This window comes from Yersinia aldovae ATCC 35236 (assembly GCF_000173735.1).
Taxonomy (GTDB): domain Bacteria; phylum Pseudomonadota; class Gammaproteobacteria; order Enterobacterales; family Enterobacteriaceae; genus Yersinia; species Yersinia aldovae.
In genome coordinates this window covers 24697-50554 of sequence record NZ_ACCB01000006.1, presented here as the reverse complement: position 1 = coordinate 50554, position 25858 = coordinate 24697, and the positions used below count along the sequence as shown (strand labels likewise).

Sequence of the window (25858 nt, the reverse complement as noted above, 5' to 3'; positions counted from 1 at the left end):
AGTTTTGCGCTCCGGCGCACCAAGGAACCCTATGTTAAGTATCAAGAATTTAAACGTCAGTGTTGAAGGTAATGAGATCCTTAAAGGTTTGGATCTGGAGATCAAACCCGGTGAAGTACACGCCATCATGGGGCCGAATGGCTCAGGGAAAAGCACACTGTCTGCGGCGCTGGCCGGGCGTGAAGAGTATGAGGTTACTGAGGGTAGCGTAACCTTTAAAGGGAAAAATCTACTGGAGCTGGCACCAGAAGACCGTGCCGGTGAAGGGGTGTTTTTAGCCTTTCAGTATCCGGTAGAGATCCCCGGCGTCAGTAACCACTTCTTCCTGCAAACTGCGGTCAATGCGGTACGTAAATACCGCCAGCAGGAGCCATTAGATCGCTTTGATTTTGCCGATTTTATCGAAGAAAAAATCGAACTGTTGAAGATGCCGGCAGATTTGCTGACCCGCTCTGTCAACGTGGGTTTTTCTGGCGGTGAGAAAAAACGTAACGATATCCTGCAAATGGCGGCGTTGGAACCCTCACTGTGCATTCTGGATGAAACAGATTCCGGTCTGGATATTGATGCCCTGAAGATTGTGGCGAATGGGGTTAACTCGCTACGTGATGAGAACCGCGCATTTATCATTGTGACGCATTATCAACGCATTCTGGACTACGTGAAACCTGATTTCGTTCATGTGTTGTATCAAGGGCGTATCATCAAATCAGGTGATTTCACCTTGGTGAAACAGTTGGAGGAGCAAGGCTATGGCTGGCTTACCGACCAACAGTAACCTGCTGGCACAGCAGCAGTTACAACAAAAACAGCGTGCTGATGCGCTGATGCAATTCGGGCAACTGTTCAAACAGCGCAAAAATAGCCATTCATCACCAGCCAGTACACACTGGCAGCAGGTGTTGCAATTGGGCTTCCCCAGTTTTAAGCATGAGGACTGGAAATACACGCCACTGGAAAGCTTGCTGGCGCATGATTTCAGTTTTGCTGATACAACAACGGTGACAGCCGCGCAGCGTGATGCACTGTCATTAGTGCAAGATGCTCATCGGCTGGTTTTCGTTGATGGCCGCTATGCCCCAGAGTTAAGTGACTGCGCGTGTGGCCCTTACCAACTGACTCGCCTGAGCGACAATGCGCAATTCCCTGCGGCCATCCAATCAGAGGTGTTTTTGCATCTGACGGAAAGTTTGGCGCAGGAAAGCCTGCATATTCGATTACCGCAGGGGGAAACGAGTGATAAGCCGTTATATCTGCTGCATATCAGTTCAGGTAATGACGCTGAGGCAGTCAATACCAGTCACTATCGCCATCATCTGATGATTGAACCGACAGCGCAGGCAGAGGTTATTGAGCATTTTGTTAGCGTGAATGAACAGCCGCACTTTACCGGTGCGCGTCTTACCATTGCTGTGGGTGATAATGCCGAGTTGAGTCATTACAAACTGGCGTTTGAAAGCCCACGAAGTTATCACTTTGCTCACAATGACCTGGTGCTGGGCCGTGATGCTCGAGCGCGCAGTTACAGCTTCCTGCTCGGTGCGGGGTTGACGCGTCATAACACCAGTGCGCAGTTGAACGGAGAGGGCGCAACCTTATCGATGAACAGTTTGCTGTTACCGATTGGGCGTGAAATCTGCGATACCCGCACCTATCTCGAGCATAACAAAGGCTACTGCGAAAGCCGTCAATTGCATAAAGTCATCGTCCGTGAGCGTGGCAAGGCTATCTTTAATGGCATGATTAAAGTGGCTCAACACGCGTTAAAGACCGATGGGCAGATGACCAACAATAACTTGCTGTTAAGCAAATTGGCCGAAGTTGATACCAAGCCACAACTGGAGATTTATGCCGATGACGTGAAATGCAGCCACGGCGCGACCGTCGGGCGCATTGATGCCGAACAACTGTTTTATCTACAATCGCGTGGCATCAATCAGGCCGATGCGCAACAGATGATTATCTTCGCATTCGCGGCGGAATTAACCGAAGCCATCCATAACGAAACGATACGTAAAGTGGTGCTGGCGCGAATAGCAGAGCGTTTGGCCGGGGAGTCACTATGAGTTTCCCCATTGAACGAGTCAGGGCCGATTTCCCTCTGCTTGGCCGTCAGGTGAACGGGCAGCCGCTGGTGTATCTGGACAGTGCTGCCAGTGCGCAAAAACCACAAGTGGTTATTGACCGCGAGCTTCACTTCTACCGTGATGATTATGCCGCCGTCCACCGGGGTATCCATACCCTAAGTGGCGAAGCAACCGCACAGATGGAAGCGGTGCGAACTCAGGTCGCTGATTTTATCCATGCCGCTTCGCCGGAGGAGATTGTTTTCGTTAAAGGCACCACCGAGGGGATCAACTTGGTGGCCAACAGCTACGGGCGACATTTTCTCAAGGCCGGTGACAGCATTATCATCACCCAAATGGAACACCATGCCAATATTGTGCCGTGGCAAATGGTAGCGAAGGATCTCGGTGTTGAGATTCGTGTCTGGCCGTTGACGGCGACGGGGGAGTTAGAGCCTGATGCGTTGGCGGGCTTGATTGATAATACCACCAAGCTGTTGGCTATCACGCAAGTCTCTAATGTGCTGGGAACAGTCAATCCTATCAAAGAGATAGTTGCGCAGGCCAAAGCCGCAGGGTTGGTGGTGTTAGTGGATGGTGCACAAGCTATCATGCACCAGCCGATTGATGTACAGGCGCTCGATTGTGATTTTTATGTCTTCTCCGGGCATAAGCTGTACGGGCCGTCGGGCATCGGTATTCTGTATGGCAAACGCGCGTTGCTACAACAGATGCCGCCGTGGGAAGGCGGTGGCTCAATGATCAAAACCGTCAGTTTGACCGAAGGCACTACATTTGCCGATGCCCCGTGGCGCTTTGAGGCCGGCTCGCCAAATACTGCCGGGATTATGGGGCTGGGTGCGGCAATACGTTATGTGAGTGCGTTAGGGTTGGCGCAGATCCAACAATATGAGCAGTCGCTGATGGATTACGCGTTGCAGCAATTGCGCCAGATTACCAGCCTGACTCTGTATGGCCCGGCGGCGCGGGCAGGGGTGATTGCCTTTAATCTGGGGCCACACCATGCTTATGATGTCGGCAGTTTCCTTGATCAATATGGCATTGCGATCCGTACTGGTCACCATTGTGCGATGCCGCTGATGGCGTTTTATCAGGTTCCGAGTATGTGTCGTGCCTCATTGGTGCTTTATAACACCCGCGAGGAGGTTGATCGCTTGGTGGCTGGGCTGCAACGTATCGAAACACTGCTGGGCTGAGTGCCCTTTAAAACTGACGACTCCCAACGTTATTGGCGTTGCAGGGAGCATGACAAACCGTTATTTATGCTCGCCCATCGGGTGAGCCTCCTTGAGGCTGATTTATACCGATGAGCTTATGTGTGTCAGTGATTTGGATTTGTGAGCGTAGCTAACACCTCTGTGGCTTCAAGGGCATAGGGGTTTATTTAGGAAGCATGTTATGGCTGGTTTGCCAGAGAAAGATAAGTTGATTCGTAACTTCTCCCGTTGCTTGAATTGGGAAGAGAAATACTTGTATGTGATCGAGCTGGGAGGGCAGCTCGCGCCGCTAACAGAACAACAGCGCCAGGCGGACAATTTGATCTCAGGCTGCCAAAGCCAGGTCTGGATAGCCATGACCCTTTCAGAGGAGGGGCTGGTGGTATTTGCCGGCGACAGTGACGCCGCTATCGTCAAGGGGCTGGTGGCCGTGGTGTTTATCCTTTATCACGATTTAACCCCGCAACAGATCGTTTCCCTCGATGTGCGTCCCTTCTTTGCGGATCTGGCCTTGAGCCAGCATCTGACGCCTTCCCGCTCACAAGGGTTGGAAGCGATGATCCGCGCTATTCGTAGCAAAGCGGCTGGGTTATTGGCCACGCAATAGCAGCCAATATTTCGTGCTTTATTCAGGGCTAACTGACCATTTTGCGTTATGAGTCACAGTTGTAAAATGGTGAGATTTCAGCAGCTTAAATCGGCAGCGACACCGGTGGGTGCGTAATAAATTACTTGGTAACACCTTGATTTTTAGAGAAATAAATTGCCTTTATAATAAGGGGTGTTACTATATGGTGGCCTTATAATTGGCTGCTAAAATTAACGTAGATATACCCGTCATCTTTCAAACTAAAGGTGTGTTGGCTGCTCTCGTTCACCCGAATCACTTACTTGTGTAAGCACACGGGAGTCGCTTGCTTGCCGCCTTCCTGCAACTTGAAATCTATTGGGTATTGCCGTGTAAACCGAATTTGAAGAAGTGATGTAGGAACTAAGCATGAAACGTGCATTAACTTTGATTGGTATGTTATTCGCAACTTGTATGGCGGGAAGTATCACTGCTGCCAATGCGACCGAGTATCCTCTGCCACCCGCCAACAGTCGTCTGATTGGCGAAAATACTACTTATATCGTGCCAAACGATGGTCGTCCACTTGAGGCTATTGCTGCTGATTATAAAATCGGCCTGCTGGGGATGCTGGAAGCCAACCCGGGTACTGACCCGTATTTGCCAATGCCGGGTTCAGTGTTAACTATCCCGACCCAGATGTTGCTGCCTGATACCCCGCGTGAAGGTATTGTTATCAACCTGGCTGAGCTGCGCCTTTATTACTATCCGAAAGGCCAGAACAAAGTCATCGTCTATCCCATCGGTATCGGCCAGTTAGGGCGTAACACCCCAACCATGACCACCTCTGTCAGCCAGAAGATCCCGAACCCAACCTGGACGCCAACGGCGAACATTCGTAAGCACTATCTGGCACAAGGTGTCACCTTGCCGTCAGTGGTTCCTGCTGGCCCGGAAAACCCGATGGGGCTGTTTGCCATGCGTCTGGCTGCGGGCAGGGGTGAGTACCTGATCCACGGTACTAACGCTAACTTCGGTATTGGGATGCGTGTCAGCTCCGGTTGTATTCGTCTGCGCCCTGATGATATCCAGGCGCTGTTTAGTACAGTACCTAAAGGTACTCGCGTGCAGATAGTCAACGAGCCGGTTAAATACTCGGTAGAACCTGATGGTAAGCGTTATGTGGAGGTTCATCAGCCGTTGTCTCGTGTAGACAGTGATGACCCGCAGACCATGTCAATTGCCATTAGCAGCAGTTTGCAGAAGTTCATCAACGACAGCCAGACTGATGCACAAGTCGTTCAGGATGCAATTGTACGCCGCACAGGTATGCCTATCATCGTTACGGTAGGTGAGGCAGCACCTTTGCAGGCACCGGCTGCTGTAGCGTCACAGAGCGAGCCTCAGGCACAACCGGCACCACCGACTGACGGTGACGTACCTCAGCTGACTCAGCCAGGCCCGGTTTACTCCGTTGCGAACTGATTATTAGATAACCGGTTGTCATGATGGCGTTTCGGTCATGACAATACCACATGGGTGAGAGCAAGGATGCTGTCACTGTGTGGCAAGGTGCTGTTGTGATGAGTCAGTGCAAGAAGCGTTGGTGTTGTCGCAGGGAAGGTTGAATTCATTTCTGTTTCTGTAAGACAAAAAAATGGCGCACACTGTGCGCCATTTTTCATTCAGGAAGTAATATTACTTCTTGTAAGCGTGAGCTTGGTTGTCCAGACGTTGGTTAGCACGTGCTGCATCGTCTTTAGCTGCTTGAACGTCAGAACGGATTGCGTTCACGTCGTTGCTCAGTTGGTCAACTTTAGCGTTCAGAGTTTGAACGTCAGAAGACAGTTGGTCGATTTTAGCATTGCTTGAACAACCAGCCAGCATAGTTGAAGCCAGAATTACCGCGCCCAGTACAAGTTTAGTACGATTCATTATTAACACCCTCTAGATTAAGTTAATCTCCATGTAGCGTTACAAGTATTACACAAAGTTTTTTCGAAAGAGAATAAATTTTTAGTGTTAGAGGGGTTTATTTTGATCGTTCGCTCAAAGAAGCATCTTGTTTTAAAGAAAAGTTAAAAAAACGAGGCAAAACAGCCGGATTCTATGGGATAAGTCTTATTTGAAAAAAGACCTTTAGCGCGCTTACGATAAACAGAATTTTTCAGAAAGTTTATTTGGCACATTTAAAAAAGAAAACGCCGCTATTGAAAGCGGCGTTGCTAATTGTCACCCGAGATAACGTGCCGGGCTTACAATACGTGTACGGAAGCCGTATTAGTGGTGCCACTAGGTACCAGAGCACCGGAAACCATCACCACAACTTCGCCTTTCTGGGCGAAACCACTCGCCAGCGCGGCTTCTTTACCGATACGGTAGAAATCATCTGTTGAGGTCATTTTATCAACCAAATGCGTGACCACACCTTTGGTCAGAATTAACTGACGGGCTGTGGTTGCATTGGTCGTCAGCGCCAAAATGGTGGCGGTTGGGAAGTATTTACGCACTGATTTTGCTGATTTACCGCCTTCGGTCGCCACCACGATCAACTGCGCTTCCAGTTTTTCTGCGGTTTCAACGGCACCACGGCACACCGCTTCGGTGATGCGCATTTTACGGTTGTCGTTCAGTGTTTCGATGCGGCTTGGCATAATGCGGTCTGTACGCTCACAGATGGTCGCCATGATGGTGACCGACTCTAATGGGTACTTACCCTTGGCACTTTCGCCAGACAGCATCACAGCATCTGTACCGTCCAAAATGGCGTTAGCAACGTCACCGGCTTCTGCACGGGTAGGGCGCGGGTTTTTGATCATTGAATCGAGCATCTGGGTTGCGGTGATAACAACTTTACGTGCGCGGTTACATTTCTCAATCATCATTTTCTGCGCGAAGATAACCTCTTCAACCGGGATCTCAACACCCAAGTCACCACGAGCAACCATGATGCCGTCAGACGCTTCCAGGATTTCGTCGAAGTTATTCAGACCTTCCTGATTCTCGATTTTAGAAATAATCTGGATATTGCCGCCACCGTGTGCTTTCAGGTGTTCACGAATTTCCAGCACGTCGGAGCGTTTACGGATAAAGGATGCCGCAACGAAATCAACGCCTTGCTCGCAACCAAAGATCAGGTCAGCTTTATCTTTTTCAGCTAATGCAGGCAGTTGGATAGAAACGCCTGGCAGGTTAACGCCTTTGTTTTCGCCCAAATCACCGTTATTCAGCACTTTACATACCACAGTGCTTTCAGTGACTTCAGTCACTTCCATGCCGATCAAGCCATCGTCAACCAGTACGGTGTTGCCAATTTTCAGGTCAGCCGCGAAGCCTGGATACGTTACGGCAACGATGTTGTTGTTGCCAATAACGCTTTGGTCAGTGGTGAAAGTGAACGTCTGACCGGCAACCAGAGCCGCATCTTTGCCGCCTTCCAGTTTCATGGTGCGGATTTCAGGACCTTTGGTATCCAGCAGGATAGCGGCTTTGCTATTGGTTTTTGCCATAACAGCGCGCAGGTTCTTGATACGTTGACCGTGCTCTTGGTAGTCACCGTGGGAGAAGTTTAAACGCATAACGTTCATGCCAGCGTTCAACAAGTTGGTCAGCATTTCTTCGGATTCGGTTTTTGGACCGATAGTACAAACAATTTTAGTCTTTTTCATGACGGATTTTTTCTACAAGTTGTGATGGATAAAAAGCGAAAGTTCCGTTAGTTACAGCAACGGAGTGAAATCTGATTGGTGTCTGGTGTAGCGAAACGTTAATGAGAAGCAAAACATTACTAAGGATAGATGACAGTTGCAGAAGTTGAGCGGAAAACTTTAGCACGAGGCTAAACGCATGATCGGTATCCGATGGCGTAAATGTGAGTTGTATTTTTCTAGCGTATCGGCAGATCAAGATGCTGAAACCATTCAACTGAAACGACGGTTCGTATTATAAGCGGTAAGTGACGGGAAATGAAATAGAAAACAGAAACTCATTGCCGTTTTTTCTAAAAACGCGAGGTTAGTAGCGCAAACAGTGAAATTAAACATGGTTTTGTTGCGCAACTGAAAAAGTTTTTAACATTTTAACAAGTAAAACAGGGCGAAGAGCCGTGGCGGGTCATATTGTCTGGGTGATGAAAAGGGTTGATCGGGATAGACTAAGGGGGTGAAGCGACAGCGTGGTGCGTTCTAATGGACTCGAACCATCGACCCCCACCATGTCAAGGTGGTGCTCTAACCAACTGAGCTAAGAACGCATACCGGACTATAACGCGAGAATGACTGAGATTTGCCAGAGTGGTGCGTCCGAATGGACTCGAACCATCGACCCCCACCATGTCAAGGTGGTGCTCTAACCAACTGAGCTACGGACGCACATTGCCCTGCTTACTTGACGTCACAGCGTTGTTTGCTGCAACTCTACTGACATTGGCTATAAAACTAAATCGCTGTGAATCTTACTGCTCGGGTGCTAAAAGTGGTGCGTCCGAATGGACTCGAACCATCGACCCCCACCATGTCAAGGTGGTGCTCTAACCAACTGAGCTACGGACGCACATGCAACCCTTGTTACTTCAAGCTGTAGCGTTACCAACTGCGCCAGACTAGCCACCATCAATGCTGACAGCGGGGACGAATATTAACGAGCTGCTTGTCTGCTGGCAAGGGGAAAAACGCAATATTCGCCGCAAACTCACGTAATTGCTGTGCTTTTATCCATTGCGCTGTTTTTTTCTCCATATTCTAGCGCTATATCTGGCATGAGCCGCCTGAACACCTGCGACTTATGTGTGCCATTGATAAGAACTTAGTGCGCAGATTTTTGCAAAATAAAGGCAGCCGGTTGTTTTTGTAACCAATTGATGCGCATTGCCATCAAAATTGCCGCCGAGGTTAAGCCGATAACGAAACCAATCCAGAAACCACTTGGCCCCATCGCCGGTACCACATAATCGGTCAGCCCCAGCAAATAGCCGGTTGGCAAGCCGAGCAACCAGTACGCGGTAAACGTGATAAAGAAGATCGAACGGGTATCTTTATACCCACGCAACACCCCGCCGCCAATAACCTGGATAGCGTCAGACAGTTGATAGAGCGCCGCCAGAAGCATCAGGTGAGATGCCATCATGACCACTTCAGGCGTTTTGTTATACAGCAGGGCAATGTGTTCGCGGAAAATTACAGTAAATACTGCGGTCACGCAGGCCAACATTAGGCCAACCGCGATACTGGTGTAAGCCGCCACTTTGGCATTTTCAACCGAACCTTCGCCGAGGCGGAACCCCACGCGAATGGTGGCGGCTACGCTTAACGACATCGGTAACATAAACATCAACGAACTAAAGTTGAGCGCAATCTGGTGCCCTGCGACAGCCGCTATGCCCAGTGGTGAGACGAGCAATGCCACGACGGCAAACAAGGTCACTTCAAAAAACAGTGCCAGTGCCACCGGTAAACCAAGGCCGCCCAGCCGTTTCATGACTTTCCAGTCAGGTGCGGCAAAGCCTTTTTCCAGTTTAATATCTTGCTGCGAACGGGCGCGGGTCACATACCAACGCATCATCAGGAACATCACCCAATACACCGTGCCGGTCGCGACACCACAACCGACACCGCCCAGCGCGGGTGCGCCGAATTTCCCGTAGATAAAGACATAGTTAATTGGAATATTAACTAATAAACCAATAAATCCGATAACCATCCCCGGTTTGGTTTTAGATAACCCCTCACATTGATTTCGTAGCACCTGGAAGAATAGATATCCCGGCGCACCCCACATGATGGCATGAAGGAATCTAACCGCTTTATCTGCCAGCACCGGATCGATATTATGCATTCGCATAATAATGTGGTCGCTATTATAGATTACAAACATAATCAACAGCGAGACACAGAATGCCAGCCAAAACCCTTGCCGCACCTGGTGCGCTATCTGATCGCGCCGCCCGGAGCCATTTAGCTGGGCAACCGTTGGTGTTAGCGCCAGCAGCAAACCGTGGCCAAACAAAATAGCGGGCAGCCAGATTGACGTCCCAACCGCTACTGCCGCCATGTCGGTCGCGCTGACAGAACCGGCCATAATAGTGTCAACCACGCCCATTGCCGTTTGCGACAATTGAGCGATGACGACGGGAATAGCGAGAGCCAATAAGCTACGCGCTTCTACGATATACTTCTGCACGTATGCACCTTTTTTTACCCGACGTGCTTCAAGATGCGGGGGCTACCCTTACTCACCCTACAGGCCAGCGCAGGCGTTGTTCAGCATGGTTTACAACCAATTTGTCACTCGGTTGCCGCCTGCCTGCATCTTGAAGCTACTGGGATATAACCTAGTTATAATTTCAATAACGACAATTTATCGTGTAATGGACGATAAATAAAATAGCGGGAAAACATAATACTCTAGAGTATAAAAGATTGTACCTTTTCAGGACGCTTAAGCAATCCTTGTCATTAAATATCGGATAAATAGCAAGACGACAGATTTTTAGTCTAAGTGGTTTGGTTTTCACGACTTTCTGAGGCAAAATCAAGGCAGAGAAAATTTTTATCATAGCTAAGAGGCATGGCGTATGTTTACCGGTATTGTTCAAGGCACCGCGCCGGTGGTGGCCATCGAAGAGAAATCCAATTTTCGCACGCATATCGTTGAACTTCCAGATGAAATGTTGCCCGCATTGGCGTTGGGCGCATCGGTTGCGCATAATGGTTGTTGTCTGACGGTGACTGAGATTGATGGGAACCGGATCAGTTTCGATTTAATGAAAGAAACGCTGCGTATTACCAATTTAGGTGATATTAAGGTCGGCGATGTGGTTAATTTGGAGCGGGCGGCTAAATTCAGCGATGAGATTGGCGGTCACTTGATGTCCGGCCATATTATTTGTACTGCTGAAATAGCCAAGATATATACATCGGAAAATAATCGCCAGATCTGGTTCCGTATGCCAAGCGACGATTTAATGAAATATGTCTTACACAAAGGTTTTATCGGTATCGATGGTATTAGTCTGACCATCGGTGAAGTGGTCGGTAACCGTTTTTGTGTGCATTTGATTCCAGAAACGTTGCAACGTACCACGCTTGGGAAGAAACGCCTGGGGCATCGGGTTAATATTGAAATAGACCCACAAACACAGGCTGTTGTGGACACGGTGGAGCGGGTATTAGCGCAACGTGATATTGCCCATGCCGCAACGGTGGTTGATAAGGCCGTGCGCGGGTAACCTGACGGCATATGAATAAACGCAGGACAGGGTCATGGTGTACACCTGTCCTATCAACCGTTTAGGTGTCTTGGGGTTTCAACGCGGTACGCGAATACCGCCATCCACCCCATTCGGGCTGAAAACTACCTGCCATAACTGGATGTCACGCGCACGAAATGCGCCAGCACAGGCAGTTAAATAATAACTGAACATTCTGTGAAAACGTGATGAGTAATTCTCCGCCAGCGTCGGCCGCGCCGCCTGGAAACGTTCATACCATGCCATTAATGTTCGGTCATAATCTGCCCCAAAGTTATGCCAGTCCTCCATGATGAAATAAGGCTCACTGGCTTGAGCAATATGTTTTACCGATGGCAGACAGCCATTGGGGAATATATATTTATTGATCCACGGATCGACATGTAAGTCGGTGCGGTTAGCGCCAATGGTGTGCAGCAAAAACAGTCCGTCAGGTTTTAAATTACGCTTTACCACATTAAAGTACGTGCGATAATTCTTCGGCCCCACATGCTCAAACATGCCGACAGAAACGATACGATCAAACTGCTCATTCAAGTCACGGTAATCTTGCAGCAAAATAGTGACATCCAGCCCTTCACCGCGTTCTTGCGCCAGTTTTTGCTGTTCCGCAGAAATAGTCACGCCGGAGACTGACACGCCATAGTGACGTGCAGCAAATGCCGCCAGCCCACCCCAGCCACAACCGATATCCAACAGTTTCATTCCCGGCGCTAACTGGAGCTTATCGCAAATCATGCGCAGCTTGTTTTCCTGGGCTTGTTCGAGCGTGGTGGCTTCTTTCCAGTAGGCGCAAGAATATTGCATATTGCTATCGAGCATTTGCGTGAAAAGATCATTACCTAAGTCGTAATGTTCCTTGCCAACAATCCAGGCTCTTTTCTTTGATTGTAGATTGATAATTCGGGCGGCCACAATGCGTAAAGTATCTTTGAAATGGTGTGGAAGTTGATGTTCTAAACCCGCCTGGAGAACACGCTGGAAGAAAATATCCAGACGATCACATTCCCACCAGCCATCCATATAACTTTCACCTAATGCCAAAGATCCTTCTTCCAATATCCGTTTGAAAAAATTCGGATTATTAACGCGAATGTCGAAAGGGCGCGAACCATTGATTTCAATATCAGCCCGACTCAGCATCTCGTGTACAATACGATACCAAGGGCTTTCTTGAATACGTTGGTCTTCTATACAGGATGTACTCATAGCTTCTCCATCACTTTCTTCTGACTTATGACCCGCGACAAGATCTATATGCGCAGAGACATACCAATAGTGTTTGGTGTCTGGTATCCATTACGGATATACCCTTGGTACTTGAAGTTGCAGCGATGTTTTTGGCGCTCACTGACTCAAATCACTTACTTGAGTAAGCTCATTGGGCTAAATGAACCTCTGAGAGGCCCATTCTGTGGGCTGGCATAAATACTGTTCAAACCCGTTTATCGGTTTGTTATTTGCCTGGCTGCAACCCCATTACGTTGAGTAAAAGAGGAAGATTAATAAGAAACCCTATTACGTTTTGTTTTAGGGCGACTCATCCATAAGTGTAAAAGTGGCGCGATCCACGCACACAGAAAGAGCTTAAGATAATGCTTTTTTTAATGATAATGTTGTTTATTGAGTCGAGTATAGGCTTGCCGGGATGCATTCTCAATTATAAATCATTCCCGGCTCGCATGTTCATTAGTGACTATTTCTATTGAAAATTATGACTCTACGTAATCATGGTCAACAGCACTAGTATGGCTTTTTTCTTTGCGCAATGCGTAGCAATGAGTGCCATAACCTAAAGCGGCTAACACGACGGTTGATAACATTACCGTAACGGTTGCCAACAATGGCTGGCTGATATAGGCCGAAACCAACATACTGGCGACAAAACATAAGCCGAGCTGAAGTGTGTTTTGCAACGCGGCGGCTTTACCTGTGTTGGCCGGAAACGGCATTAATGCATTTGCTACGATAATAGGGTAGCAGGCACCATTCACTAGCGCCATTATGCAGAACGGAATAAGCAATGTGATCAGTGTCGGCTCAGTCAGTGTTGCTATCAGATACAGGGCAACCATGCTTGCGGCATAGCCCAGCAACAGCCACGGCAGTAGGGTGTTGCCCTTGATTCGAGCCAGCGCACTGCGGCAACCAAACCCACCGAGCAGGAAGGCCAAGGTCTGCGGAACATAACTCAAACCAATAACATTCGGGCTATAACCCATATCACCCAGAATAAAAGGTGAACCGGTTAACCAGGCAAAGAAACCGGCACTACAGGCGGCAAACATCATCACATTGCCACTGTAGGTCGGGGATTTTAGCAACTGCCAAAAACTGATTTTAGCGCTGATGCGCGCCGCGTTATCCTCGGTGGTTTTTTTTCGTTCTTTGAGCCGCGCCGTTGGAATAAGGAGCAGTAATGTGACGGCCAGTAATACCACAAAAATTGAGCGCCAACTGAAGTGGTTTAATAACCATGCACCGAGCATCGGGGCCAGCGCGGGAGAGAGTGCCACTAATGGCATGATAGTGGCAAATACGCGGTTGGCTTTGCCATCGCGATAGCGATCCACCACCAGAGCCTGCCAGCTCACGGCAGCAGAACACACGCCTATTGCCTGAATAAAGCGCAGAATCAATAATTGGGTGGCATTTTCAACCCACAAAATCCCCAGACAACCAATTGCAAATAATCCCAAGCCAGCTAACAGCACCGGTTTGCGGCCTAACGTATCTGATACTGGCCCCCAGATAAGCTGGGCTATCGCAAAACCGGCGAGGAAGATACTCAAACTGGCGCTGATGGCGCTGGCAGAGGTTTGCAGCTCTTGTTGCATTGCGCCGAAGGCGGGCAGATACATGTCGGTGGCCAAATAGCCCAACATACTCAGGCCGGCCAGATAGAACATAAAACCAGACGACGTTTTCATTCTTTATTTCTCTTTATATGCTGAGTACTTGAAGCCACAGCGGCGCGGCTTGTGCTTACCCGCGTCACTGAACGGTGTAAGTTCAGCGGGATAACGCCCCATCTTTGAGGAACACCCTGCCGGCTGGGCCACATGCAGCTTCAATTACGTTGGCTAAATTATAATTTTGCAGGTACTCGCGTTATAAACCGCTGCTTTATAAACAAATCAACTATAAACATCGGGGTCATAAAAGGAGTTATAGAGTTACTGTGAAAAAATTGTTGTAACAAAGCGGTGGGCATTCTAGCGGGGAGATATTGGGTTGTGAAACGTTAATATTTGCATCATGATATCAAAAATTTTGAAAGCTAACTAATAGTGTAAAAAGGTGAAAAATAATGTGGTCTGAATATTCACTGGATGTCGTTGATGCGGTGGCCCGCACAGGGAGTTTCAGTGCCGCAGCTCAGGAGTTACACCGCGTGCCATCTGCGGTCAGTTATACTGTGCGTCAGTTGGAAGAGTGGCTGGCAGTTCCGCTGTTTGAACGACGCCATCGTGATGTGGCATTAACAGAAGCTGGCGTGGTTTTTATTAAAGAAGCGCGAGATGTCATCAAAAAAATGAATGACACGCGCCGTCAATGCCAGCAAGTGGCGAATGGTTGGCGCGGGCAGTTAAATATCGTGGTAGACAAGATTGTCAAACCTCAGCGTAGTCGCCGCTTAGTGTTGGATTTTTATCGAAATTTCCCCGATGTTGAGTTGCGGGTGCGTTATGAAGTATTTAATGGTGTTTGGGATGCGCTGGTGGATGGCCGGGCAGATATGGCGATTGGTGCAACTCGTGCCATTCCTGTTGGTGGGCGTTTTGTATTTCGCGATATGGGGTTTCTTAGCTGGCACTGTGTCGTCAGTGTGGATCATCCTTTAGCCGGTCTAACCGGGCCACTTAGCGATGAACAATTGCGGCCTTATCCCTCGCTGTGTTTGGAAGATACGGCCCGCAATTTGCCCAAGCGAGATACCTGGACACTGGATAACCAACAGCGGCTGGTGGCTCCGGATTGGTCTACGGGCATCGATTGCCTGTGTGCAGGATTATGTATCGGTATGGTGCCCGCGCATATGGTATCACCGCTGATTGAGCAGGGGCGGCTGGCGGCGCTAAGTCTAACTGAACCGCTACCAGACAGCCCGTGCTGCCTGACTTGGGAGCAAAACAATCACTCACCGGCACTCGCCTGGTTACTTGATTACTTAGGTGACAGTGTCACGTTAAATGCGGAGTGGTTGAAAGACGGTAACGAATAATGCCCAGTGCGGGCTGCCGATAGCGCAGATAACTACCGGCAGAAGGCCAGATTAACGGCGGTAATCGCGGAATGGGCCGTCAGCCACGGAGTTGCGCTCAATCAGTTTAGGGTGTACTTCAATGGTTTGAAGGTCTTCCCGTTTACTGACAATACGGTCAAGCAGCATAGTAAAGGCCATTTCACCTAAACGTTCTTTTGGCTGATGGATAGTGGTCAGCGCAGGTGAGAAGTAGCGCGCGTTACGCACGTTGTCATAGCCAATCACAGATACATCTTGTGGCACCCGCAGGCCCATCTCATTGGCGGCGCAGATAGCCCCCATCGCCATAATGTCGCCACCACAAAACACGGCGGTCGGGCGATGTTTTTGTGACATGATTTGTTGCATGGCTTTATAACCCGATTCAGGTTCAAAATCGCCCTGAACCACCCATTCCTCACGTAACGGGATGCTGGCCTCTTCCAATGCTTTCATAAAACCCTGATGACGGCCACCACCGGTATTACGGGATAACTGACCGGGAATAGCACCAATATCACGATGACCGCGTTCAATCAGATAGCGGCCTGCCAAATAGCCGCCTTCAAAGGCATTATCGATGATAGCGTCGGTAAAATCGCCACGCGTTGTCCCCCAATCCATGACGACCATCGGGATGTTGCGATAATCTTCCAGCATTCCTAACAGTTGTTCTGGATATTCGGAACACATCACCAATAATCCATCGACCCGTTTTTGAGCCAGCATCGCTAAATAGGCTTTTTGCTTGTCCAGATTATTATGAGAGTTACATAAAATCAGGGTATAGCCTTTGCTATAACAGCTATTTTCGACCGCCTCGATCACTTCGGCAAAATAGGGTGCTTCGCTAGACGTGGCCAGCAAGCCAATGGATTTGGTGTGATTCACTTTCAAACTACGGGCCACAGCACTGGGCGAATAATGCAGTTCTTTAATGGCAGCCCAAACAGCCACCTTGGTATTTTCGGCGACGAAACGCGTTTTGTTGATAACGTGGGAAACGGTGGTGGTGGACACACCGGCGTGTTTGGCCACATCTTTAATCGTTGCCATACAAAAAATGACTCCTAAGCTCACCGGTTACAGCCGGTAAGTATTATGTTAATCGTTTGCCTGCGTTACCCGAAAATCGCTTAGACAGTAACAAGATAGTGGCCTGAATGAGCGCGTCAGCGGGTTGTCTGAGAGTCTTTATTGGTCGTTATTCGTCGGTACGCAGTTATGAACTGCGAATTTTGGCTGATCTGGAGGAAAAGTGAAAGAGGTATTCAATCTTATAAAGTGTGTAATGAGCACAAGATTTTTTTCTCTAACTGTGGGAAAATAATTTTACACACTAACTATGTGCCTTTTCCTACTAAATTAACCGGCTGAGGAGTTTTTATGGATGCCAATCTGAAAATGTCGCTGATTACGACTGTGGGTGCGCTGGCGATGATTATTGCATTTAGTTTCGTGGCAGTAATGAATTAATTAAGCCGCTTGCCGGTATATGCGTGAAGTAGGGCGGTTAACCCGCCCTTAATCATTGCTCGCTGCCGGTTTACTCTGCGCGCTATCAGGCTAAATTTTTCTCAACAAAAGACCAGTTGACCAAGGCCCAGAAGTTCTCCAGGTATTTTGGCCGCGCATTGCGGTAATCAATATAATAAGCATGTTCCCACACATCGACCGTCAATACGGGTTTATCTGCCGTGGTCAAGGGGGTGGCCGCGTTAGACGTGCTGACAATCGCCAGTGTGCCATCTGCTTTTTTCACTAACCATGTCCAGCCCGCGCCGAAATTTTTCACTGCCGCATCGGTAAACTGTGCTTTAAATTCAGCAAACGACCCAAAGGTGTTATTGATAGCCTCGGCAACCTTGCCGCTGGGTTCACCGCCACCATTGGGTGACAGGCAATGCCAGTAAAAGGTGTGGTTCCAAACCTGAGCCGCATTATTGAATACGCCGCCGCTGGAGGTTTTGACAATATCTTCCAGTGATTTGTCAGCAAATTCAGTGTCTTTAATCAGATTGTTGAGGTTAACCACATAGGTGTTGTGATGTTTGCCGTAATGGTATTCCAGCGTTTCAGCCGAAATGTGGGGTTCCAGTGCATTTTGTGCATAAGGTAATATCGGTAATTCAAAAGACATCGTGCTCTCCTTTCGGGGTTGCTCAGGGTGTTTTGCTCCTCAAATCCGACCGATTATCAATGATGACGGTACGGTGAAGAGCGGTTAAAAACGTAATTGTTGTATTTTTATTGTGGATATTAATCTTAACAACTTTCAACAGGAATAACAGATATAACCATACAATTTGGCTGGTTATTAAGTCAAGGTTGCGTGACGTCAGGGAAAGTAAAAATAAGGGGATATAGCCCGCACTTCGTGAGGTCACTGGGTGCGGGGTTGAGCATCATCGAATGGTTTTAGGTGTCACTACACGCCGTGCGCCAACATAATGGTCTTGCCAATAATCATTATCTAGCATGCTGATACGAATCTCTTCGCCGGTACGGGGTGATTGAATAAATTTGCCATTACCTAAATAAACACCAACATGATCGGCCACGCCACGATTGGCGATATTGAAGAACACCAGATCACCACTTTCCAGTTCTGCCCGCTTCACCGGGGCGGCATCACGTAAGTGATACATTTCATTGGCTGTACGTGGCATTTTAATTCTGATCACATCTTTGTAGGCGTAATAAATAAGCCCGCTGCAATCAAAACCAGTATTAGGCGAAGACCCACCCCAACGATAAGGTTTGCCAACTTGTTTCATCAGTTTGCTCATTGCCGTCTGTTTGGCGTGCTGGTAGCGTTTTTTATGTGCTGGACTGAGCTTTATCTTACTGTTTGCCACTAATTCGGTATCGGCTTTACTTTGGGCTTTATTTCGGTGACGACCATAAGCCACTTTTTCTTGTTTTTTTAGCTGCCGTTTTTTTATTGGCTACGGTTTTAATATTCGTCGTTTTACTGTTGTTTGGTTTTTTGCTGCTAGGTTTACTGGCTTCCTGCGCTTTCTTTTTAATGGTTTTACTGGCGGTGGCTGCCGTTTTCTTTTTATCGCTGTTGGCCGTTATTTTATTTGCCACGTTTTTACTGCTGGTTTTATTATTGTCGATTTTGACTTTTTTGGTATTTTTATCAGCTTTACGTTTTTTACGATCATCAGGGCTGGCCTGGCTGACTTGACCTTTCTTTTGTTCAGCAGAGGCGTGCGACTGCGGCGACGCATGTGCGAGGTTTAGAAATAGCTGGGTAAACAGCAGCACAAACAGCGTAAGTATTAAACGCATAATAACGCTACCAACCTTGGCCCTGAGATGAATATGAAGAGTCACAGTATTGCCGAAACTCACGATATAAAAAAGCAGAGAGCGATAGGATTCTAATCGATATTGTGAGGAAACGTTAATGGCTGCGTAATTGCAGCTTTTTCACTCAGGTAATGACCTTAAATCGAGCGTTCGTCAACACCTTCGCTGCGGTATATTTACGTTATCCCATTCAGAAGATAATAGTGAAGTGATGGGATCAAAAATGTTATTCTAAATACACATATTTGTAGCTGACAATATCGCCATTTGTCCGATGAGTAAAGCCCCTGCAAAAGATGGCGTTTTATTCCTGCGGTGACAGTCGCTACAATAGACCGGATGCGATAATAAAATGCTATTGCTTTAAGCAATACACGTTGTAGCCATCTATGGCTGAGGAAGCAAAAAAATGACGACGATTGATAAAATTCAACGCCAGATAACAGAAAACCCAATCCTGCTTTATATGAAAGGATCACCTAAGCTGCCGAACTGTGGTTTCTCAGCTCAGGCTGTACAGGCGCTGTCTGCGTGTGGTGAGCGTTTTGCTTATGTGGATATTTTGCAAAACCCGGATATCCGGGCTGAATTGCCAAAATATGCCAACTGGCCAACGTTCCCGCAACTGTGGGTGGATGGTGAATTGGTTGGCGGATGCGATATCCTGATGGAAATGTATCAGCGTGGCGAATTGCAAAAACTGCTGAAAGAGACCGCCGATAAATACCGTTCAGAAGAAGAAAAACCTGCCGCAGAGTAATGTGTTGGCAGGTTTAGGTAATAAATAAAAAGGTGGCCTCCAGGCCACCTTTTTTAATGGTGAACGTGTTGCGTTAGCTTGCGTTACTCTGATTCCCCTGCGGGCACTGGCCAACCACCGAGTTTTTTCCAGCGATTAACCAGCTCACAGAAGAGTTTCGCCGTTTGCATGGTATCGTATAACGCGGAGTGGGCCTGACTGCTATCAAACGGAATACCTGCCGTCAGACAGGCTTTCGCCAACACGGTTTGCCCCAATACCAGCCCGCTCAATGCTGCGGTATCAAAGGTAGCAAACGGATGGAATGGATTACGCTTCAGACTGGCGCGCTCCGCTGCCGCCATAACAAAGCTGTGATCAAAGTTGGCGTTATGCGCCACGATGATGGCACGGTTACAGCCTTGCTCTTTTAATCCTTTGCGCACCGCTTTAAAAATGGCATGTAACGCATCATGTTCACTGACTGCCCCACGCAAAGGGTTGGTAGGATCTATACCATTAAATGCCAGCGCTTCGGGTTCCAGGTTTGCCCCTTCGAACGGGTCCACATGGAAATGCAGCGTTTCATCGGGTAACAGCCAGCCATCCTTGTTCATCTGCAATGTTACTGCGGCAATTTCAAGTAATGCATCGGTTTTAGCATTAAAACCGGCGGTTTCTACATCAATTACTACGGGGTAATACCCACGAAAACGGCCACTTAGGGCGTTAAGGTCACTTTTGTCTGCCATCAGTTTCTTATCTTCATCGAATTCAGTGCGCATTATGTCAAATTTTAGCGCGGGATGCAGGAGGTTATCGTGATGAGAAAAAAAGGCACCATCAGGTGCCTTAAGGTTAATCAGTTTCCAAGGCCGTGTGCGGCGCTTTTATTCTCGATTAATTCGATTTTGTAACCATCGGGATCTTCAACAAAAGCGATAACGGTATTACCCCCTTTGACCGGGCCGGCCTCGCGAGTGACATTGCCACCCGCCTGACGGATTTGCTCGCAGGTCGCGGCTACGTCATCGACACCCAGCGCCAGATGACCGAAGGCTGTCCCCATGTCGTAGCTCTCTACACCCCAGTTATAGGTCAGTTCAATTACGGAACCGTCGCTTTCATCGCTATAACCGACGAATGCCAGTGAGTATTTATATTCACTGTTTTCACTGGTACGCAGTAAACGCATCCCTAATACCTTGGTATAGAAATCGATGGAGCGTTGCAGGTCACCGACGCGGATCATGGTATGGAGTAAGCGCATAATTTCCTCTGTTTACATTTTGCCAGATTATTTGGCAACAGTGAGTAGAACCCGGTTCAAGTATAGCCCCGGCAATTAAATGAGTTCAATGGGTTACAGAAAAGATTAGGATACAAATAATAACGGCCAGACCAAGTCTGACCGTTATGCCGTCAATAGATTTGATTACAGTGTTGGGTAGTCGGTATAACCTTTCGCGCCGCCACCGTAGAATGTGTCACCGTCTGGTTGGTTCAGTGGGGCATTTTTTTGCAGGCGAGTCACCAAGTCCGGGTTGGAAATATAGCTACGACCAAAGGCCACGGCATCAATAAATCCTTTTTCGATCAAGCTTTCGGCTTTCTCCGCGGTATAAGCCCCTGCACCTACGATAACGCCGTTGAAGTGAGCGCGAACCGCATCGCGGAATGCATCAGAATAGGGCTTGCCACCGGCCCAGTCGGGTTCGGAAATGTGCAAATAAGCAATACTACGTTTATTCAGCTCATCAATCAGATACAACGCGGCTTCTTCCTGATCTTCGCCATTATCCAAGCCATTGAACGGCCCTAATGGTGAGATACGGATACCAATATGTGCAGCACCCCATTCAGCGATGGTGGCATCGACGACTTCCAGTGTCAGACGAGTGCGGTTTTCAATGCTGCCGCCGTATTGGTCAGTGCGTTGGTTCGACGCCGGTGACATGAACTGATGCAACAGATAGCCGTGGGCTGCATGTAATTCAATGTAGTCAAAGCCTGCTTCACGGGCATTGGCGGTTGCCTGACGAAAATCATTAACGATGCCGGGGATTTCGTCAGTGTCCAGCGCGCGCGGGGTAGAGCAGGGAACACGCACCCAGGCTCCCGTTTCATCTCGTACCGTGGTACGGGTGTCGGCAGCAATGGCAGATGGCGCGACAGGAGCCTGCTGGTCTGGCTGCAAACTGTTGTGTGAAATACGGCCGACATGCCAGAGTTGTACGGCAATATGGCCACCTTCATCATGGACGCCCTGAGTGATTTTTTTCCATGCATTTAACTGCTCTTGGGTATGTAATCCCGGTGCGCCAGCATAGCCTTTCGCCTGGAAAGAAATCTGCGTCGCTTCAGTAATAATTAAACCGGCACTGGCGCGTTGGCGGTAATACTCACCCATCAATGGGGTGGGAATATCACCCGGTTCAATGCTACGCAGGCGTGTCAGTGGTGCCATAAATACACGGTTCGGCAATGTGAACGCGCCAACCTTCAGGGGAGAGAACAGTTTAGCAGTCTTCATGGTGCATCCTATATTAATAGACCAGTCAACTAGTGGCTGGGTGAATCCTGAGCAACAGTAGAACAAGTGAGTCAGGATCGTGAGATTAGTGGGGTGGTTGTAGAATCAGTTCGATACTGTCGAGCGCACAGGTCAGCGGAGCAACAGAGCGTTTCACTTTTGCCCGCAACGACGCACCCAGCCACAAGGCATACAGTGTTTCTGCGGTTGCGGCCGGCGAGAGTACGATACGCAGAGAGCCTTCTTCGACGCCAGTCTCAATCGTATCTTGTAGACGGCCAATCACTCTGGCAGTGCCGATATCCAGTGCATGGCGCATGGGTTCGGATAAATCACTGACTTCCGCTGATAGTTTAACCGCCAGACAAGCGTTGTGGCATTCACTGCCGCAATAGTTAGCAATAGATTGAGCAAAATAGTGCAACAAGTGATGACGTTTATCCCCGGAGGAACCAGTAAGCAGGCTTACCATCTCAACATCATAGCGATCGAAATAACGCTGTAGCATTGCTTCACCAAACACTTCCTTTGAGCGGAAGTAGTGATAAAACGACCCTTTGGGAATGCCCGCCGTGGTGAGCAACACGCTAAGCCCCATGCCATTAAAACCAAGGCGTAGGCTAAGATGTTCACCGGTTGCTAACAAGTGGTCACGAGTATCCACATGTGAATGTTCTATTTTGTTCATGTGAAAGAGCGTAATAGACCGATTGGTCTAGGTCAAGAAAAAAATATCGCTAATCTCTTTTGCCCGCATGTAAGGTAATGGAGTTACCAGCCTCTGTTAGCGTCTGGAATTAACGTGTCATCCGGCATTTTTGCAGTAAATCTAAACCGGATTGATATTCTTTTGTCTGAATATTCATCATCCCAAGCAGGGTGTGGAATAGATTATCCTGCGATATTTCATCATGTTGAGCGCTATCAGTGAGGCACTGGCGGTTGATGCCGTAGTTTTTTGTATAGTCAGGGGATAACCACATTAAAAAGGAATATGTGTCTGCTGGCTGGGGGCAAACATATAGGGTGTACCATGTAAATAGATACCATTTTCGCCCAATGACTCACCATGATCTGACAGGTAGACCAGCGCAGTGTTGAACCGTTCACTGTGCTGTTGCAGTAGTTTGATGGTGTTATCCAGCATGGTATCTGTGTATAGAATAGAATTGTCATAGCTATTAACTAGCGCCTGAGGGGGGCAATCCTGAATTTGGTTGCTATCGCAGGTCGGGGAGAATTTATTTATCTCAGGGCTGCTACGGCGATAGTAGGCAGGGCCGTGACTGCCCATTTGGTGTAATACGATAACGCCATCACGCGTTAGGCCGTTGATATAGTCATCTAACTTATACAATAATGCATTGTCCAGACACACTCCGTCGGTGCAATCAGCGGCCAATTGTAATTGCGTAACATCCTGATGTGGAATACGGTCACACGCGCCTTTACAGCCACCATCATTGTCGCGCCACAGCAGGTTCAGCCCGGCATGGGCTAAAATATCCATCAGGCCTTCCTGATGACTGGCCAGGGTAGCATCGTAATTTTTTCGCGCCATATTAGAGAACATGCAAGGAACGGAAACCGCGGTTTCCGTGCCACAAGATGAGGCGTTTTTGAAGTAGGTAACATCTTGTTTTTGCAAGCGAGGATTCGTCTCTCGGCTATAACCGCCTAGTGAGAAGTTTTCTGCACGGGCCGTCTCACCCACCACCAAAATGACCACTGTTTTTTTCTGTTGCCCGCGAATTACCGGCCCTTTATCGGCATCTTCCCCTATTCTCAGCAACGGCATGTTACTGGTGAAATATTTATGTTTGGCAAACTGAAAACTGCCCGTGACAAAATTTGAGGGCGTCAGCATTTTCACGATACTTTTATTATTACGAATCAGAGACGCATAATCTTTATAGAACAATGCGGCGATAAGCAAAATAATGACAAAAGAGATCAAAATATTTGCTACACGTAATCCCAGCATATACCACCACGGGCGGGTGGCTTTAATGTGAACAAAACAGACAATGAGGGCGGGCATAATGCCTAACACCAAGAGCCACACCGCCATACGTGGTGTGAAAAGGGCGGTGGCTTCTTGTGCGTTAGTCTCGAACGCGTTTTGCATCATATTGGCATCGATAACGGCACCATAACTAAAGATAAAATAGTTTGCGGCGGCGCTGCCCAATAGAAACAGAATCATGATGGATTTACGCAGCATTGGCAGCGCCAGCAAGCTAAAAATAATATTTAGCGCGCAGAAAATGACCACCGGAATGGTCGCGGCAAATAAGTAGCTGTCAATGGTGTCAAAGTGAATCAATGACCAGGCTTTAACAATAAACAGAGCATTCTGAAAGAGGGTAAAAAACAGCGTGCTGGCTAGAATAAAAGTTAATCCGTTACACTGTAACTTATGTCTGGCATTCATTGCGAAAATGGAACCTTAAATTGACTCATTGTCCAAACAATATCGAATGAAACTTAAGATAACCTTAGTGGTGGCGGCGCTAAACCGAGGCAATGCCCCGATTCGTTGCCTGAAATAGGTTTAGAAACTTGCCAGTCGCGGCGAAACAGTCTTCAATTAAGCTATCAGTAGCAGGAGGCTATGTGGCTCAGCAACTTGAGTTCTTCGACATTCCCAGCCCATGCCGCGGTATCTGTCAGGCAGATGACCGTGGCTTTTGCCGTGGCTGTCTGCGCAGCCGTGATGAGCGTTTTAACTGGATAAAAATGAGTGATGGGGAAAAACGCGATGTCTTGCGTTTATGTCGTCAGCGGTTACTGCGCTTACAACGTGCCAACAAACAACCCGATGAGCCACTGCCGGAACAACCTTCACTGTTTTGATTATCTGTCGGTTGTGCAGCGCGTAATTAACTTACCCCCCCGAATTAAGCACCCATTCATTGTCGCAGGAGGATTTAACCTTGCGGTTGGATGTGTATGCTATAAGCAGATAAACAAATGAGGTAGCTAATAATGGATACACGTAGCCAACTGGCTCCGCTTGGGCCTGAGTTTTCGCGCATGATTTGCGGCTATTGGCGGTTGATGGAATGGGGCATGACGCCCGAACAGTTGTTGGCATTTATCGAGCAACATATTGAATTGGGTATTACCACCGCAGATCACGCTGATATTTATGGCGGATATCAATGTGAACAGGCATTCGGGCAGGCGCTACGTTTGAAACCGTCCCTGCGCGACCAACTGGAGTTAGTCAGTAAGTGCGGTATTGCGACCACAGCCAAGCCGCAGCATACCTTGGGGCACTACATTACAGATCGTTCTCATATTATTCATAGCGCAGAACAATCATTGACTCATTTACATACTGATTATTTAGATCTGCTGTTGATTCATCGCCCAGATCCATTAATGGATGCAGATGAGGTTGCCGAAGCATTCACACAGTTGCACCAAAGTGGCAAAGTGAAGCACTTTGGGGTGTCAAACTTTACGCCCGCGCAGTTCAATTTATTGCAGTCACGTTTGCCGTTTTCACTGGTGACCAATCAGGTAGAAATTTCACCGTTGCATCAACCGTCGATTGTGGATGGTACTCTCGATGCTTGCCAACAGTTACGCATCAGGCCGATGGCCTGGTCTTGTTTGGGCGGTGGGCGTCTGTTCAGCGACCCTGAGTGCCAGGCACTGCGTGATGAGTTACAGGCCGTCGCTGGTGAAATCGGGGCGAGCAGCCTTGAACAGGTGGTGTATGCCTGGGTATTGCGGTTGCCTTCTGCGCCATTGCCCATTATTGGTTCTGGCAAAATTGAGCGCGTTAACGCAGCCTGGCAGTCACTCTTTTTGACGATGACTCGCCAACAGTGGTTCCGTATCCGCCGCGCTGCATTGGGCTATGACGTGCCATAAGTGTCTCCGTCGCGCCAGC

General features: G+C 48.3%; 23 protein-coding genes, 3 tRNA genes and 2 pseudogenes. 11 read left to right on the top strand and 17 right to left on the bottom strand.

All coding sequences use genetic code 11. The features are described 5' to 3' along the window. Nucleotides 1–31 precede the first annotated feature (31 nt). The 5 genes from sufC (at nucleotide 32) to YALDO0001_RS04320 (ending at nucleotide 5357) form a co-directional block, all read left to right on the top strand. On the top strand, nucleotides 32–778 hold the full coding sequence (gene sufC / locus YALDO0001_RS04340; protein WP_004700266.1) for a Fe-S cluster assembly ATPase SufC: 747 nt from the start codon (nucleotides 32–34) through the stop codon (nucleotides 776–778). Then, nucleotides 753–2066 carry a Fe-S cluster assembly protein SufD gene (gene sufD / locus YALDO0001_RS04335; protein ID WP_042839399.1) on the top strand — a complete coding sequence of 438 codons (1314 nt, stop codon included), beginning with the start codon at nucleotides 753–755 and terminating at the stop codon, nucleotides 2064–2066. The genes sufC and sufD overlap by 26 nt, the downstream gene beginning before the upstream one ends. Then, on the top strand, nucleotides 2063–3283 hold the full coding sequence (gene sufS / locus YALDO0001_RS04330) for a cysteine desulfurase SufS (RefSeq protein ID WP_042839398.1): 1221 nt from the start codon (nucleotides 2063–2065) through the stop codon (nucleotides 3281–3283). Before sufD ends, sufS begins: the two co-directional genes overlap by 4 nt. Before the next feature lie 202 nt (nucleotides 3284–3485). After that, a complete protein-coding gene (sufE, locus tag YALDO0001_RS04325; RefSeq protein ID WP_004700259.1) occupies nucleotides 3486–3911 on the top strand; it encodes a cysteine desulfuration protein SufE in 426 nt (141 codons plus the stop codon). A 390-nt stretch (nucleotides 3912–4301) separates the two neighbouring features. Then, nucleotides 4302–5357 carry a L,D-transpeptidase family protein gene (locus YALDO0001_RS04320; protein ID WP_004700258.1) on the top strand — a complete coding sequence of 352 codons (1056 nt, stop codon included), beginning with the start codon at nucleotides 4302–4304 and terminating at the stop codon, nucleotides 5355–5357. A gap of 213 nt (nucleotides 5358–5570) precedes the next feature. Here YALDO0001_RS04320 and YALDO0001_RS04315 read toward each other — a convergent pair whose 3' ends face one another. The 7 genes from YALDO0001_RS04315 to YALDO0001_RS04290 form a co-directional block, all read right to left on the bottom strand. Further along, nucleotides 5571–5807: a major outer membrane lipoprotein gene (locus tag YALDO0001_RS04315; RefSeq protein WP_005165631.1), complete on the bottom strand. Its 237-nt coding sequence runs from the start codon at nucleotides 5805–5807 to the stop codon at nucleotides 5571–5573. Nucleotides 5808–6127: 320 nt separating this feature from the next. After that, nucleotides 6128–7540: a pyruvate kinase PykF gene (gene pykF / locus YALDO0001_RS04310; RefSeq protein WP_004700252.1), complete on the bottom strand. Its 1413-nt coding sequence runs from the start codon at nucleotides 7538–7540 to the stop codon at nucleotides 6128–6130. A 507-nt stretch (nucleotides 7541–8047) separates the two neighbouring features. Next, a tRNA-Val gene (locus YALDO0001_RS04305) sits at nucleotides 8048–8124 on the bottom strand. A 41-nt stretch (nucleotides 8125–8165) separates the two neighbouring features. After that, nucleotides 8166–8242: transfer RNA gene (locus YALDO0001_RS04300), tRNA-Val, on the bottom strand. Between the two features lie 104 nt (nucleotides 8243–8346). After that, nucleotides 8347–8423 (bottom strand) — tRNA-Val (locus YALDO0001_RS04295). A gap of 59 nt (nucleotides 8424–8482) precedes the next feature. After that, a complete protein-coding gene (locus tag YALDO0001_RS22180; RefSeq protein WP_004700251.1) occupies nucleotides 8483–8608 on the bottom strand; it encodes a hypothetical protein in 126 nt (41 codons plus the stop codon). Between the two features lie 67 nt (nucleotides 8609–8675). Then, a complete protein-coding gene (locus tag YALDO0001_RS04290) occupies nucleotides 8676–10049 on the bottom strand; it encodes an MATE family efflux transporter (protein ID WP_004700248.1) in 1374 nt (457 codons plus the stop codon). A 394-nt stretch (nucleotides 10050–10443) separates the two neighbouring features. On the opposite strand from YALDO0001_RS04290, the gene YALDO0001_RS04285 reads away from it, so the two are divergent. Next, complete coding sequence (locus YALDO0001_RS04285) at nucleotides 10444–11097, top strand: riboflavin synthase (protein ID WP_004700247.1); 654 nt, start codon at nucleotides 10444–10446, stop codon at nucleotides 11095–11097. Nucleotides 11098–11175: 78 nt separating this feature from the next. Here YALDO0001_RS04285 and cfa read toward each other — a convergent pair whose 3' ends face one another. Beyond that, a complete protein-coding gene (cfa, locus tag YALDO0001_RS04280; protein ID WP_042839397.1) occupies nucleotides 11176–12327 on the bottom strand; it encodes a cyclopropane fatty acyl phospholipid synthase in 1152 nt (383 codons plus the stop codon). Between the two features lie 503 nt (nucleotides 12328–12830). Then, on the bottom strand, nucleotides 12831–14048 hold the full coding sequence (punC, locus tag YALDO0001_RS04275; RefSeq protein ID WP_042839396.1) for a purine nucleoside transporter PunC: 1218 nt from the start codon (nucleotides 14046–14048) through the stop codon (nucleotides 12831–12833). Nucleotides 14049–14428: 380 nt separating this feature from the next. Here punC and punR point away from each other — a divergent pair, with 380 nt between their 5' ends. After that, entirely contained in the window at nucleotides 14429–15343 is a 915-nt protein-coding gene (gene punR, locus YALDO0001_RS04270; protein ID WP_004700243.1) for a DNA-binding transcriptional activator PunR, read from the top strand. Between the two features lie 51 nt (nucleotides 15344–15394). On the opposite strand, the gene purR is transcribed toward punR, so the two are convergent. Beyond that, nucleotides 15395–16420, bottom strand: a complete 1026-nt coding sequence (purR, locus tag YALDO0001_RS04265; RefSeq protein WP_004700241.1) for an HTH-type transcriptional repressor PurR — start codon at nucleotides 16418–16420, stop codon at nucleotides 15395–15397. Between the two features lie 330 nt (nucleotides 16421–16750). Here purR and cydH point away from each other — a divergent pair, with 330 nt between their 5' ends. After that, a complete protein-coding gene (gene cydH / locus YALDO0001_RS21200; protein ID WP_144404899.1) occupies nucleotides 16751–16840 on the top strand; it encodes a cytochrome bd-I oxidase subunit CydH in 90 nt (29 codons plus the stop codon). A gap of 85 nt (nucleotides 16841–16925) precedes the next feature. On the opposite strand, the gene sodB is transcribed toward cydH, so the two are convergent. Next, nucleotides 16926–17504 (bottom strand): superoxide dismutase [Fe], encoded by a 579-nt coding sequence (gene sodB / locus YALDO0001_RS04260; RefSeq protein ID WP_004700240.1) that lies wholly within the window; start codon nucleotides 17502–17504, stop codon nucleotides 16926–16928. A 265-nt stretch (nucleotides 17505–17769) separates the two neighbouring features. Beyond that, nucleotides 17770–18661, bottom strand: a pseudogene (locus YALDO0001_RS22175) (C40 family peptidase). Between the two features lie 430 nt (nucleotides 18662–19091). Here YALDO0001_RS22175 and YALDO0001_RS04250 point away from each other — a divergent pair. Further along, on the top strand, nucleotides 19092–19442 hold the full coding sequence (locus YALDO0001_RS04250; protein WP_004700235.1) for a Grx4 family monothiol glutaredoxin: 351 nt from the start codon (nucleotides 19092–19094) through the stop codon (nucleotides 19440–19442). An 83-nt stretch (nucleotides 19443–19525) separates the two neighbouring features. On the opposite strand, the gene rnt is transcribed toward YALDO0001_RS04250, so the two are convergent. The 5 genes and pseudogenes from rnt to eptA all read right to left on the bottom strand — a co-directional run bounded on the left by rnt (nucleotide 19526) and on the right by eptA (nucleotide 24388). After that, a complete protein-coding gene (gene rnt / locus YALDO0001_RS04245) occupies nucleotides 19526–20173 on the bottom strand; it encodes a ribonuclease T (RefSeq protein WP_082039675.1) in 648 nt (215 codons plus the stop codon). 110 nt (nucleotides 20174–20283) lie between these two features. After that, nucleotides 20284–20691, bottom strand: a complete 408-nt coding sequence (gloA, locus tag YALDO0001_RS04240; RefSeq protein WP_004700231.1) for a lactoylglutathione lyase — start codon at nucleotides 20689–20691, stop codon at nucleotides 20284–20286. 165 nt (nucleotides 20692–20856) lie between these two features. Then, complete coding sequence (locus tag YALDO0001_RS04235; protein WP_004700229.1) at nucleotides 20857–21954, bottom strand: alkene reductase; 1098 nt, start codon at nucleotides 21952–21954, stop codon at nucleotides 20857–20859. Nucleotides 21955–22039: 85 nt separating this feature from the next. Beyond that, nucleotides 22040–22642, bottom strand: coding sequence for a TetR/AcrR family transcriptional regulator (locus tag YALDO0001_RS04230; RefSeq protein WP_004700227.1), 603 nt, complete (start codon nucleotides 22640–22642; stop codon nucleotides 22040–22042). A gap of 109 nt (nucleotides 22643–22751) precedes the next feature. Next, nucleotides 22752–24388: pseudogene (eptA, locus tag YALDO0001_RS04225) on the bottom strand (phosphoethanolamine transferase EptA). 182 nt (nucleotides 24389–24570) lie between these two features. Here eptA and YALDO0001_RS04220 point away from each other — a divergent pair. Then, entirely contained in the window at nucleotides 24571–24810 is a 240-nt protein-coding gene (locus tag YALDO0001_RS04220) for a DUF1289 domain-containing protein (RefSeq protein ID WP_004700222.1), read from the top strand. A gap of 132 nt (nucleotides 24811–24942) precedes the next feature. Beyond that, nucleotides 24943–25839: an aldo/keto reductase gene (locus tag YALDO0001_RS04215; protein ID WP_004700221.1), complete on the top strand. Its 897-nt coding sequence runs from the start codon at nucleotides 24943–24945 to the stop codon at nucleotides 25837–25839. Nucleotides 25840–25858 lie beyond the last annotated feature (19 nt).